We start from the raw sequence: 12676 nt of genomic DNA on the forward strand, positions 1-12676 counted from the left end.
CAGAACAGTGTTGACCTGAAACTTATTCCCTGATCGGGCCTGTGTTCACTCCACGCCCGTGTAAGCCACAATGCCGCGATTGACCTGGTCTGCGGCGATGCTGGCAGTTCTGGCTAGGTGATGCCCTCCCCTGCCCAGGTAGGGTTCCACCTGGACGATTTGGGTGAGCACATCGGACAGGCGTTTGGCATTGCGCACGAAGTCCCCCGCCGTCAGATCGCTGTCATGCAGAATGGTGGTCAGCGAGTCGCCGCATGCCCAGTCGTAGATGGTCGGTCCCAAGCCAAAGTCGATTTCCGGCGGCAGTTCCAATCCAGCCTGATCACAGCGTTCCTGCACTTGCGACCACTGGCGCTTCATATCCTCCATAGCCTCGACCAACCTGGGAGCTCGATACCCGGCCCTCTCCCCCGGCTGCTCCCCTACCCCACGGCGGGATTCGTAGACCAGCCCGGAGACTGCGGCTGCCAGTTCTGCCGGCTCCAGATCGTCGAGGATGCCCCGATCCAGAATCTCGGCAAGGCTCAGATCCTGCTCGCTGTAGATGCGCCGGAGTAGCTGGCCTTTCCTGGTCATTCGGCAGTCGTCAGGCTCCACGGGGCGGGTGTAGCGCAGGTCAGCCAGAATCTGGCAGATCCTGTCGAACTGGCGTGAGACTGACCCGGTTTTGGACTCGTACTGTTCCCGGGTGTGCTGCAACTCCTTGTCCATGCGGATCCACCGGTTCCCCCAGCGCAGATGCTTGGGCAGGTCCGGGCACTGGCGGCAGGGATGGTTGCGTTCCTGCTCGCGCAGCTGGTCGATGTGCAGGTCAAGGTCACGGAATGCCCGGTCACGAGCCTTCTCGCTGGTAAACCTTTGACGCTTCAAGCGGCGGCGATCATTCTTCTGTGCCGAGGATAGGGCCGCACGGATGCGCATGAACTCGATCAGATCGCCACGGCTGCATTGGGCTGCCTTCCGGTAGTCCTCCAGGCCGCTGGTCAGGGTCTCGATGCGCTCCTCCAGCTCCGAAGCTGATCGATTGGCCTCCCACTGGGCAAAGGAGTGGTCCAGGGTGTCCCTGGCCCGGCTGTAGCTGGATGAGTTGAGCAGGTTGACGGCCATGTTGAAGGTGGGCCGGAAACTTGAGTGCAGCGGGTAGACCCTTCTGCTGGACAGGGCTGCCATGGTCTTGGGGCTGAAGTCCCGGTGATCAACCACCACCACATGGCCGATGTCGTCGATGCCCCGCCGGCCCGCCCGACCGGTCAGCTGGGTGAACTCGCCAGGCGTCAGGGCTACATGGCCGGTGCCGTCGAACTTCTCCAGTTTTTCGACCACGACGCAGCGGGCGGGCATGTTGATGCCCAGGGCCAGGGTTTCGGTGGCGAAGACCACCTTGAGCAGTCCCAACTCGAACAGATGTTCGACTATCTGTCGGAAGAGGGTGACCACGCCGGCATGATGGGCGGCAAAGCCCTGCTCCAGAGCGAAGCGGAACTGGGAGAATCCCAGCGCCTTGAGATCCTCCTTGCTGAGCTGGCCGGCGGCCATGGAGTCCACGATGTGCCGTATACGGCGGGCCTCCTCGTCAGTGGTCAGTTGCAACCCTGCCCGGATGCATTGCTGGACGGCCTGGTCGCAACCGGTGCGGGAGAAGATGAAGTAGATGCCGGGCAGCATATCCATGAAGTCCAGCTCGTCGACCACGTCGGCCCGGCTTGGACGATACCGCTCCCCCATCCTTCGCTCCGGCCTGCCGCCTCGGCCATGGCGATGGTGATGCCCCTTGTCGCGGACCTGGAGGCGCTCCTGTCCGGCCTTGTCCAGCTGAGCCAGTCGGGAGACAAGCCTCGGGTTGATCTTTGGCGTCTGCCGTCCTGAGCCGTCGTGTCGATATAGGTCCAGGATCTCGGGCTCGGTGTGTCTGTCGGCCTGGACCAGGACATGCTGCTCCAGCGGCACAGGCCTGCGCTCAGAGACCACCAGATGGGTGCGTCCACGCACCGAGGATATCCAGTCGGAGAATTCCTCCACGTTGGACACGGTTGCCGACAGCCCCACAATCCGGGTGGAGGCCGGAAGATGGATGATGACCTCCTCCCAGACGGGCCCCCGGAAGCGGTCGGCAAGATAGTGGACCTCGTCCAGGATCACGTACTTCAGGGCCGTCAGGGTGGAGGACTGCTCGTAGAGCATGTTGCGCAGGACCTCGGTGGTCATGACCACGATGTCCGCCTCGGAGTTGATGGAGGTATCACCGGTCAGCAGCCCCACTCGGTCCTCGCCGTAGCGGTCGACCAGGTCATGGTATTTCTGGTTGCTCAGCGCTTTGATGGGGGTGGTGTAGAAGGTCTTGACGTTCTGTTCCTGGGCCAGGAATACTGCGAAGTCGGCCACGATGGTCTTGCCGGCACCGGTGGGAGCGGCCACCAGGACGTTGTCACCATCCTCCAGGGCGGTGATGGCCTCCAGCTGGAAGTCGTCCAGAGGGAAGGGCAGCTTGGACTGAAAGCGTGCGGACGCACCGGTCATGCGTTTGCGGTGACGACTGAAACGGGCGTAACGTTCCGCCGGCCCCGGTTCGGATGTCGATGAATCCTGTCCGTGGTGACGATGACCTGACATGTTCCTCCAAGAACTACCTATTGAACTGCTTCCACCGCCGCCAGATGCGGCCGTGGTTCCTCCTGCGCTGCTCCTTGCGTTGCAGGACCAGGGCATGGGCCTGGCTGTAGCGCTCTGTTGACTGCGACAGGGGCAGGGCGAAGGCCGGACCTTTAGTCCTATCCGTAGCCTGTGACTGCCCTGCTGCCGGGGGCTGTGGCATGTGACGGATCAGATCGTCCGAGACCCGCCCGATCGAGCGGCTGGCTGCCATGGCGTGTCGGATGGCGTAGATTGCTCCGCCGATCAGCATGGCAAGCATGAAGATCACCAGAAGAATCCAGATCCATCCAGGCATGGCACTCCTTTCCGACCGGAATTAGTGCCGGTCCTGCTCCTTGTCGTGAGCGTCGCTGATGGTGATCTCGCGCTGGGCACGGGCCAGGATCATGGTGCGCAGGGTCTTGGGCGCCACTGCGGTGATGTGTTTGGCGTGGGCGATGCAGAAGGCCACGAACCAGGAGTCCGAGGAAACGGTCAGGTGAACCTTCTGCCCGGACCCGCAAGGCTCCACAGAGGCACCCGGCAGGGACTTGATGTAGGGCAGGTCCGGCCGGTCGGTGATGAAGACCGCAGCCGTGCCGTTGTCGAAGGACCACTTACGCAATTCGCTGACCGGTACGTCCGGGAACTCCACCTTGTGGCTGGGCTTGACGATGGTCGCATGCTCGATTCTGGCGATTCGTAGAACCTGCCACTGCCGGTTGCGCCCGGTGCCCTGCTTGAGGTGGCGGCTGGAATCCGAGGGAGCGTCCGCAGCCTCGGTGCCCTCTGCGGCGTCACCGATGTCGGTCCAGGCGGCGACATAGTAGACGCCCTCATCCACGAAGATCTTGGCTGGGGCCACAACCTTGCGGCGGGTACGGCCGGCTGCGTCCGTGTACTCCATATCCAGCAGGGACTCGGTCTTGATGGCCCGGCGCACCACCGAGAAACTCTTGGGTTCGGTCTCATACCCGGTAAGGGAGAGCCAGGGTGTCTCGCCCGGCCCAACATGCGTGCGCAGGCGCTGGTAGAGGGACTCGGCCTGGCTGCGGGACTCTTCGGGCAGCAGGGGCGAATGGGCCAGGTAGTTGAGCGAGGCGGTCAGCATGCTCAGGTACTGGGGTGAAATGCCAGCTAGCCGCTCCAAACCCAGTGAGTTGGTGGCCGAGACGATGCCGCTGTCGTCCAACAGGGACCAGTCGATGTCGAAGAACTGGCTGCCGGCCATCTCCCCGTCGTCCGAGACCGTGGTCAGGGTGTTGATGTCCTTGTGGATGGTATTGACATACTTGCGCAGCTCTTCCTTGCTGTTCGGGTGGCCGATGAAGCGGTCAGCCAGCTCGGCCAGGGAGAATTCCTCGCCCAGGTGTGCGGACAGGAAGAGCATGAGCCGCAGTCGGCGGTCCACCTCGGACCCGGTCTGGAATGAGGATGCACTGGCCCTGCGGGCGTGCCGTAGGTCGGTGTCGTCGTCGCTCAGGTCACTGGCGAAATGCTCGACGCTGGTCCGGGCGATCTCCGGGGAGATGACCGTTGCCGCGCCGGGGCTCTGCGACTCGTCGGCCAGCTTGAAGCGGGTGGCTGCATCCAGACGGCGCCGGAAAGCATCCGCAGCCTCCTGTGGGCTGACGATGGAGGCATCGGGGTGCTCCAGGACGAACATGGCCAGATCGTCCGAGTCGGCATAGGCCACGTTCAGGTTCTCCCCGTCCACGTCCACGGTGGCGGCGAAGCGTCGGGAATCGATGACCTTGACCAGGTTATCGGGAATACGCTGAGTACCCAGTCCCGGAGCTATGGAGTCCAGACCCAGGCCAGGGATGGGCACCTGCGGCACTCGGGGCGTGGTGCGTGAGACTGGTCGGGTCGGCTCTTCGCTGGCCTCCTGGGACATGGCAATGGATCGCGCCAGGTAGTTGGCTGCGGCCAGTACCGGCATGTCTTCCTGGTTGAAGTGCATACGGATGCGGGGCTCGTCCCCCAGCTGCAGACGGTAGGAGGCGAAATCCTGGCCCTCGGACTTGGAGGAATACTCGGGCTGGCGGGATTCGATGGCAATGCCCATGGCCGCCAGCTTGGCCCGGTCACGCTGGAACTGCTTGGCGAAGGCAGCCTTGGCGGCCTGGTCGGCCAGCTCGCCATAAGAGTCGGCATAGGCCTTGACCCGTTGCGCTATTTGCCGTGATGTAAGCCATTGCGGGAAAGCGGACGATAAGACGGCCAGGACATCAAGTTCGTGCTTGCCCCACTTATCCGAGAAACGCCGTCTTCCGTTCGTGCCTTCTGCCATCAGTCCTCGCGTATCGTTAAAATTTTGTGTATCAGTGCGCCTAACGCACATCTATCTATCATAGATTGATTTTCAGAACCGTGGGAGCCAAACACCCAAATATGGTCCCTTTTCTTGACAGGCTGAACCCTGATGCGCCCGGCCTTAGACCCACTCGTCCGGTTCGATTCCTTGGGGTCCTACATACTGACCATTGGGTACGTATGAGGAGCGCCCCTGATCGCTCAGATGGGCATCCGCATACAGGGTCACATCCCTGCCGAAGGTCCAGTCTCCCTCGATGGTGACCGTGTTGGCGGCTGCCAGGCTGGGAACCCCGTAGGGGAAGCGCTCATCGAAGTCGGCGATGTACTTGTAGTAGCGCTCATCCAGCTGGACGTTGGGGAAATCGTAGTTGCCGTCCTCCATTTCATAGGAGTCGGTCAGATGGAAGCGGTCGGAGCGCATGATGAACAGATCATCGGTGGTCTTGACCGGCAGGAAGCGCATACGGTCCACCTGTACACAGATGGCTCCCTCGAAGAGCGTGGCGGCAGAGCCCATGGCGGTCTCCAGTTGTACCACGGGTCTGGTGGAAGGATCAGTGGGGTCGACGGTCTTCCGGTTCTCGATGATGGGAAGGGGCAGCACGCCGTCATATTCGGCCAGCTTGTCACGCAAGGCATCGACCCTGACCCAGATGCTGTTGGTATTGAAATAGGGATGCTTGCGGATGGACGTGGCCGAGCTGCGGTCGTGCGGGTCCACCTGGGACATCTCCCGTAGGATGAGGCGTCCGCTGGCCTTATCGATGACGATGTGGCCGCCTTTGCGATCTGCCTCGGTCCGCTTGGCCACCTCGATCATGAAGGGCGCTCCGGACTGTGCGAAATAGCCGGCCAAGGTCCTTGAAGGCCTGGCGCCCAGGTTGTCGGAGTTGGAGATGAACAGGTAGTCGATTCCCTGTTTTTTGAGTGTGTCCAGCAGGCCGGTCTCCCAGATTGTCGAGAAGATGTCGCCGTGGCCGGGAGGGCACCATTCCAGGTCGGGATTGGCCGGGAAGTCGACAGGACGGCCGGTGTCGGCATCGATCTTGGGTTCGATGTGCTGAATGATCTCCATGGGCACGTCGTTCTGGACGAAGCGGCGATCCTGTTTCACCACGCGCATGGTGTCTCGTGAGGTGCGGAAGGAGTTCATGAAGATCAGCGGCAGCGGCACCCCTAGACGCTTGCGTGCAGTCAGCACCTGGCCCATGATGATGTCCAGGAAGCGCATCCTACGGGCCTTGTGTCGGCGGATGGGCAGCAGGGACTTTGCCTTCTCCAGACCCATGGAGGTGCCCAGCCCTCCGTTGAGTTTGATGAAGGCGGTGCGGGAGAATGCGTCCAGAGCCATGTCCATGTCCATGGCGTCGTGGATGTCCTTGGTGCGGGGCACGTCCTTGAGCGGGGTGACGTCCTTCTCGCGCACGCAGGCCTTGGCATCTCCCCGTTCCCAGGTTTCGTAGAGGTGCTTGAACTGGTTGATGGAGACTTCGCTCATGCCCTTGTCTCGCATCTTCGCGGCCGAAAGGTCGAAAACGTCTGTGCTCATGGAACCCCTTCCGGGCTGGGACGACTTGCGGCCGACGCGGGTTGCGCCGACCGTCCAGAATCATGATAGCAAGTTGAGCATGGGACCCGGCCTGTCTGGTCTAGTCTGCCAGGACTCGCCGGACCGTTGTCGGCCCGGTGACGCTGTGCTACTATCTCTACTCGGTGCTGATGCACCGTCGGGCCGTAGCGCAGTTTGGTAGCGCACTTGACTGGGGGTCAAGGGGTCGCGGGTTCAAATCCCGCCGGCCCGACCAAATAGCAACGATTCCAAGGTCTTAGGCCTTGGAATTTTTTGTATGCCTCGAATCGGGCACATATCGGGCACATCGCCCTCCAATTCGGAAGAGTTTCAGCTCATTCGGGCCGCACGGTGTTACGGCATATCAGGGCCGCCACATCCTCGGGCCGGTATCTGACCAGTTGTCCTATATGTACGTATGGGAGCTCGATTTCCTGCGCCCTCCAGGCGTTCAGGGTGCTTACCGGTATCACTAGGATCTCTGCCGCTTCTGCTGGCGTCAGCATTCTGGCCGGAGTCGGGGCCGGGTTTTCGCTAATTGTCTCGTGTGTTTGGTTCATACCTGTTCCTATGCGTCAGCGTGGGCCGCCTCGGGGTCGTGCTGGTTATCGCTAATTGGAATGAGTTGGTATCTGACGCATAGAGGTTGTCATGGCAAAAGCATGGATAAACGATAGGTGGTTGAAGGCCGCCCAGGTCACGACGGGGCAGGACCGTATCTGCAAGGAGGAGCCGTCCGCATATATGAAACACTCCCTATCCAAATACACGGATGACCCTGAGAACGCCAAAGTCCCTGTGCAATACAGGGCCAAGGATTTCGGAAAGGGTCGCGTTGGGAGGTGCGATGGAGGACTGATGGCACCACCCGAAGAAAACTGTTCCGCTACTACGGCGAAGCTGAGGCTTTCATGGCCGAGATCGAGGACCGGATACGGTCAAACCGGTACATGGATTCCAGGGACTCACGCCGGTCCTTGCGGCAGGCTGCGGACTTATGGCAACAGGGTCTCGCAGGTACGATTAAGGGTTCGACCGAGGGACGTTACAGGTGCGAGCTGTGCGTTTGGGTCATGCCCCGATGGGGGAATGTGGCCTTGAGGGATATTACCACGGTGCAGATCCAGCACTGGTATGTCAGCCTGGCCGAGGGGACTGCGCCTTATGGAGGTGAACAAGGTTCCGCCTCCACACTGTCTGCGTCGTCGATTCGCTCAGTGGGTAAGATTGTGCTGGGGTCCATTCTGGATGTAGCGGTGGAGAACCGTTGGATTGACTCAAATCCGGTGGCGAAGGCCAAAGTGCCACATGACAGGACGGTTCAACGGCGGATATATTTGACTCCACAGGAGATCAGGATTATTGCTGGGCAGATGGACTCGGCTAACGCCACGGTCGTCTACCTGCTTGCATACACGGGGCTGCGTATCGGTGAAGCCTTGGCCCTGAGATGTGGAGACGTGGATCTGAGCAGGAACCGGCTTAACGTGCTTCGTACCCAGTCGGTCGATGCCAACTCACACTTGGTCGAAACCCTTCCGAAGGGGAACCGGACCAGGTTCGTTCCCATACCCAGCAAGCTGTTGCCCATGGTCAAGACTTTGCTGGAGGACCATGGTACTGAGAATTATCTGCTGCGTGGACCGCGAGGTGGCAGGCAGACCACCACCAACTGGGCGGAATCGCATATGTGGGCGCCGGCCCTGCGTGATGCCGGCATGCAGGATATTGAAGGATTGGTCATTCACTCTCTGCGCCACACCTACGCCTCTCTTGCGATCAAGGCCGGCGCGGATGTGAAGAGGGCTATAGGAACTAAACGCGTTGTTTATGTTGGGGGTTTGGCCTTGTGGCTGTAAGCGTGTTGGGTGGTTGTTAATAGGTCGGGTTGTTAATAGGGGTCTTGCAGGGGTGCCCGTTCCTGTTCGATTGGGGAATGAGAACCAGATCGAAGAGGGCCAGGCATTGCCCCATATGCCATGGGCGGATGCGCAAGCATGGGCGCAACAGATCAGGCACGCAGCGCTGGATGTGTCCGTCCTGCTCGATCGCGTCCACCGCGCGCAGGCAGGACCGGGCCCGCGCCGCGCAGTTGAGGGAGTTCCTGGACTGGCCGCTGACGGGCAGGACCCGGGAACAGATGGGGGCCATGGGCGCCAGGGCCTGGCGTAAACGGGTCGGCTGGTGCTGGAACATCAAGCCGGCAATCACACCGGACGGGGTGGTCCATCACACGCTCATGGCCGACGGCACGTATATGGCACACGGCTGGTGCCTCCTGATAGCGATCGACGGGCAGACGGGCCAGGTCATCGACCGGCAGTGGTGCCATCAGGAGAACACGGCGGCCTACACGGCCCTGTCCTCCCGCATCCCCGGGCCCGACGTGCTCATCACCGACGGCCTTCGCGGCGTGCAGAAAGCCTGCCATGCCTGCTGGCCGGGCACGCGCATCCGACGCTGCCTGGTGCACGTGCAACGCACCACCAAAACCGACCTGACACTCAAACCACGACTTCAGGCCGGCAAGGAACTCAAGCGACTCTCCGACCAGCCCACCCGGGTCCATACCATCGAGGAAGCGGTGCGTCGGGGTGAGGCCTTGAACGCCTGGCACGAAAGATGGAAAACCCTCATCGACGAACGCACCATGGCCAAGGACGACCCAGCCAACCCCAAAGCCAGCCACCAATCCTGGTGGTGGACCCACCAGGAACTCCGCCGCTGCTACCGCAGGCCCGAACACCTCTTCCAAGACAGGCAGCTCTTCGCCTTCCTGGAACCCGAACCCACCGCCGGCGGGCCAGTGGAACGCACCACCAACCGGCTGGAAGGAGGAGTCGACTCACCCATCAAACGCACCCTCCTGCAACACCACGGCCCACCCGAGAGCCACATGAGACGCGCCTGCGAACGGCACTGCTACATGAAAACCGACAACCCCGACCCCGCCAGCCTGATCAGGGACGAACACCACCAGCCACAACCAGCACCCAAACGGGAAACCAGACAGGAACAGGACGAGCCCGAACACTACGGCACCGCCATCAACTGGAACGAGTTCCACACACCAGTCAGATACCCCAACACCACACTCTGACCAACACACAACCAAACCCACACACAGAACCTAAAACAACGCGTTTAGTTCCTATAGCCCCTGATGCCGGAGAGACCGTTCTGTATCAGCATAGAGGCTAGATTGGCTGAGCTCTGATAAGGATGCGAAGGGTAAGGAATACGAGCGGTGTCCATCTCAGTTACACCCCTTTAGATAAAAAAGTGCCGCCCTAGTGTGCATATCATATAAATATGATAGAGGCAGTGGCGGCTTCTAACAAGCTTTAATATACTCGGGATATCAGTTAGAAAGCTTCATCAAGATAAAGCTTCACAATATAAACACATTTCTTATCGGATGGTCTTTCTTCTATCATGAGCTACTGCAGATCACCCTTCAATCGGCAAACATAAAACTGGTCGGCTCGGCCGGGGTTGTGGTCATCGGCGGCTGCGCCTTGATGTCTGGCCGCCGCTGTCGCACGCCTGCGGCGTGCTGCTGAAGGGGTTGGGAATGTGGTGTTTGTGCCGCCCCCTTCCATTCTGGCCCGGGCCGCTGCGACTCAAGCCCCGAGCGTCTCCGCCCACACCCCGCTCCGGCCGAGGGGGCCGAACAGCATGCCCCCTCGGCCTCCGGGGGAGTGTTCGGATCCACGCGGGGGCTTGACTCTCCGCTATACCCGGGCCGCCATTCCAGGCGTCGGCACAAACAGTCCCGGCACCAAGGAAAGGAACACCCATGAACACCACAACCACAGTGACCATGCTGCCCATCGACGCCATCAGGCCCAACGACGCCAACCCCCGAAGCGAGATAGGAGACGTGTCGGAGCTGGCCATGAGCATCGCGTCCCAAGGCATACAGCAGGCCCTGGTCGTCACACCGGCGAACCAGGAGGGGCGGCACACCCTGGTCATCGGACACCGGCGGCTGGCGGCCGCCGAGCAGGCCGGCCTTGCAACCGTGCCCTGTATCATCACCGACATGGACGAGCAGACCCAGGCGGAGGTGATGCTGGTAGAGAACATACACCGTGACCAGCTCACCGCCCTGGACGAGGCACGCGGATACGCCCACCTCCTGGACCTTGGCGAAGACGTGGACCAGATGGCCAAAGCCACTGGCCGCAGCCGCAGCACCGTGCAGCGACGGCTCAAAATATCGTCCATCGACGACGAGAAAATACTCGCGCTGCCATCCCAGCTGAGCTTCGAGGAATTGGAGACGATAGCCGACTTCCGCGACGACGAAGGCCTGCAAGACCAGCTCATCAAAGCCGCAGGCACCAACAACTGGAACATGACACTGCACCAGGTCCAGGCCAAACGGTCGCTGGACAAGTGGATCGAACAGGCCCAGGAAGCCATCAAGCAGGCCGGGCTGCCCATCGTGCCGCTGACACCATCACAATCCTGGTCTGACCCGGAAGGTTGGCGCACCATCGCCCGATTCTCCCCGGATACCGACCCCGACCCCAAGCAGGCCCTCGACACATGGCTGGAGGAATGGGAAGGCGACAAACCCACGGCCGCCGGACTGCTCGACCGTGGCGGACAGTGGCGCGTCAAAATCACCCTGCTGGAGCCATACACCCAACAGGACCAGGAGGACGAACGCCGGCAAAGAGAGGATGACCTGGCCAGGTGGCAAGCCGAACAAGAAGCCGAAATCGCACCGGCCAAGCAACTGGACACGGCAAGCCACGACCTGCGGCTGGCCTACACGCAACGGCTCATGTCCCTCAAACGCCCCGCCAAAAACCAGTCCCAGGCCCTGTCCATGCTGGTCATCGCCCAAGCGAGCCAACGCACCTGGTGGGTCAGCCGGGACCAGGTGCGGGACACATGGCGCGCCATCGTCCAGGACCAGGAAGCCGAGCTGGCGCAAAAGGCCGACCTTGACGAGAGTCGCCGCACCCAGACGGCCTTCGCCCTGTGCCACGCCATCATGGAGACACAGATCAACCACGAGACCTGGCGCAGCCAAGACGACATAGACGGCCTGCTCAAACCCCTCTACCGTGCCCTCCAAACCGCAGGCTACGCCATCAGCGACGAAGAGCAATCCGGTCTCGACGGCGACCTGGTGCCCCGACCTGAAGAGGAAGACAACGAAGGGAACGAAGATGAAACAGACGACGGCGACCAGGAGGAGGACACCAAAGAGTGAATGAACCCCGCAGCCGGCGGCGGCGCAGCGATGCCTCGCGCCACCCCACGGGGTGGAATCGGCATCGTCGAACGCCCCGCGTTCGGACAGCCAGACCGCAACGCGAGGAACGCACGACTGGTTTGTATGTGCAATTTGTACTACACTCATGGTCATGGAGATCGAGATAGAGCAATCAGCCCGCAAGCACGGCTGCGCCGACGACGAAATCAGGCACGCGGTCCTCCACTCCATAGGCCACGAACAAATCGAGGGCTACGGCGACGAGATGACGGTGGTCTTCGTCGGCCAGCCACACCCCGGGGCCCTACCCGACAACCTGCTCGAAGTCATCGTCAGCAAATGGCAGGACGGCCAGCTCCACGCCTTCCACGCCATGCCGCTGACCAGCCGGTGGCAACATCTCAGATACCAATAGACACAACCAACAAGGAGCCAGACCATGACCAACACACAGACACCCGCCGACAGGGCAGCACACGCCGAAGCACTCGACCGCATGGCCGACGCCGGCCAATTCACACCCATCGAAGGCACCCGGGTATACCGGGGCTACGACGCCGGCCCCCTGACCGACGACGACCTGCTCTCCATCTTCGCCGGCCGCCCCCGCGACGAACTCAAACAACCCACCAGCAAAACCTGGCAGGTACGCACCACCCCGGCCCTGGACCAATGGGCCGAAGCCGCCGTCAAAACAGAAGGCACCAACCTATCGGCACTGATCCGCCAAGCCACCGCCGAATACCTGGCACACCACTACCCAGGACTCCGAAGCCAGATGGCCTGACCCATCAGGGCAACATCATCAAGGGACCCCTCAACGGGGTCCCTTTTTCCATGCTCGGCTCGGCCGGGGTTGTGGTCATCGGCGGCTGCGCCTTGATGTCTGGCCGCCGCTGTCGCACGCCTGCGGCGTGCTGCTG

9 protein-coding genes, 1 tRNA gene and 2 pseudogenes are annotated in these 12676 nt (G+C 61.4%); 6 read left to right on the plus strand and 6 right to left on the minus strand.

The genetic code is table 11. The features are described from left to right. Positions 1-45 precede the first annotated feature (45 nt). The 5 genes and pseudogenes from ACNAOV_RS03730 to ACNAOV_RS03750 form a co-directional block, all read right to left on the minus strand. Positions 46-2610, minus strand: a complete 2565-nt coding sequence (locus ACNAOV_RS03730) for a DEAD/DEAH box helicase (RefSeq protein ID WP_416518009.1) — start codon at positions 2608-2610, stop codon at positions 46-48. A gap of 13 nt (positions 2611-2623) precedes the next feature. After that, positions 2624-2947: a hypothetical protein gene (locus ACNAOV_RS03735; RefSeq protein WP_416518010.1), complete on the minus strand. Its 324-nt coding sequence runs from the start codon at positions 2945-2947 to the stop codon at positions 2624-2626. 21 nt (positions 2948-2968) lie between these two features. Continuing rightward, a pseudogene (locus ACNAOV_RS03740) lies at positions 2969-4066 on the minus strand (helix-turn-helix transcriptional regulator); the annotation flags it as partial. A 74-nt stretch (positions 4067-4140) separates the two neighbouring features. Further along, positions 4141-4924 (minus strand): annotated as a pseudogene (locus ACNAOV_RS03745) (WYL domain-containing protein); the annotation flags it as partial. Between the two features lie 144 nt (positions 4925-5068). Further along, positions 5069-6499 carry a UTP--glucose-1-phosphate uridylyltransferase gene (locus ACNAOV_RS03750; protein ID WP_416518011.1) on the minus strand — a complete coding sequence of 477 codons (1431 nt, stop codon included), beginning with the start codon at positions 6497-6499 and terminating at the stop codon, positions 5069-5071. 179 nt (positions 6500-6678) lie between these two features. Here ACNAOV_RS03750 and ACNAOV_RS03755 point away from each other — a divergent pair. Beyond that, positions 6679-6755, plus strand: a tRNA-Pro gene (locus tag ACNAOV_RS03755). Positions 6756-6855: 100 nt separating this feature from the next. Here the strand turns inward: ACNAOV_RS03755 and ACNAOV_RS03760 are convergent. After that, positions 6856-7080: a helix-turn-helix domain-containing protein gene (locus ACNAOV_RS03760; RefSeq protein ID WP_416518012.1), complete on the minus strand. Its 225-nt coding sequence runs from the start codon at positions 7078-7080 to the stop codon at positions 6856-6858. Positions 7081-7611: 531 nt separating this feature from the next. Between ACNAOV_RS03760 and ACNAOV_RS03765 the strand changes: the two genes are divergently transcribed. The 5 genes from ACNAOV_RS03765 (at position 7612) to ACNAOV_RS03785 (ending at position 12540) form a co-directional block, all read left to right on the plus strand. Continuing rightward, positions 7612-8379 carry a tyrosine-type recombinase/integrase gene (locus ACNAOV_RS03765; protein ID WP_416518013.1) on the plus strand — a complete coding sequence of 256 codons (768 nt, stop codon included), beginning with the start codon at positions 7612-7614 and terminating at the stop codon, positions 8377-8379. Positions 8380-8456: 77 nt separating this feature from the next. Then, complete coding sequence (locus tag ACNAOV_RS03770; RefSeq protein WP_416518014.1) at positions 8457-9620, plus strand: IS1249 family transposase; 1164 nt, start codon at positions 8457-8459, stop codon at positions 9618-9620. 699 nt (positions 9621-10319) lie between these two features. Continuing rightward, complete coding sequence (locus ACNAOV_RS03775; protein ID WP_015022037.1) at positions 10320-11750, plus strand: ParB/RepB/Spo0J family partition protein; 1431 nt, start codon at positions 10320-10322, stop codon at positions 11748-11750. 154 nt (positions 11751-11904) lie between these two features. Beyond that, a complete protein-coding gene (locus tag ACNAOV_RS03780) occupies positions 11905-12168 on the plus strand; it encodes a hypothetical protein (protein ID WP_141650026.1) in 264 nt (87 codons plus the stop codon). A 24-nt stretch (positions 12169-12192) separates the two neighbouring features. Further along, positions 12193-12540: a hypothetical protein gene (locus ACNAOV_RS03785; RefSeq protein WP_015022035.1), complete on the plus strand. Its 348-nt coding sequence runs from the start codon at positions 12193-12195 to the stop codon at positions 12538-12540. The last annotated feature ends 136 nt before the right edge of the window (positions 12541-12676 follow it).

This window comes from Bifidobacterium asteroides, from assembly GCF_048001765.1.
Classification (GTDB): Bacteria; Actinomycetota; Actinomycetes; order Actinomycetales; family Bifidobacteriaceae; genus Bombiscardovia; species Bombiscardovia asteroides_K.

Coding starts and splice junctions, on each gene's coding strand:
- ACNAOV_RS03760 (WP_416518012.1), bottom strand. CDS start 7,080: ATGAACCAAACACACGAGACAATTAGCGAAAACCCGGCCCCGACTCCG.
- ACNAOV_RS03780 (WP_141650026.1), top strand. CDS start 11,905: ATGGAGATCGAGATAGAGCAATCAGCCCGCAAGCACGGCTGCGCCGAC.
- ACNAOV_RS03770 (WP_416518014.1), top strand. CDS start 8,457: ATGAGAACCAGATCGAAGAGGGCCAGGCATTGCCCCATATGCCATGGG.
- ACNAOV_RS03775 (WP_015022037.1), top strand. CDS start 10,320: ATGAACACCACAACCACAGTGACCATGCTGCCCATCGACGCCATCAGG.
- ACNAOV_RS03730 (WP_416518009.1), bottom strand. CDS start 2,610: ATGTCAGGTCATCGTCACCACGGACAGGATTCATCGACATCCGAACCG.
- ACNAOV_RS03785 (WP_015022035.1), top strand. CDS start 12,193: ATGACCAACACACAGACACCCGCCGACAGGGCAGCACACGCCGAAGCA.
- ACNAOV_RS03750 (WP_416518011.1), bottom strand. CDS start 6,499: ATGAGCACAGACGTTTTCGACCTTTCGGCCGCGAAGATGCGAGACAAG.
- ACNAOV_RS03735 (WP_416518010.1), bottom strand. CDS start 2,947: ATGCCTGGATGGATCTGGATTCTTCTGGTGATCTTCATGCTTGCCATG.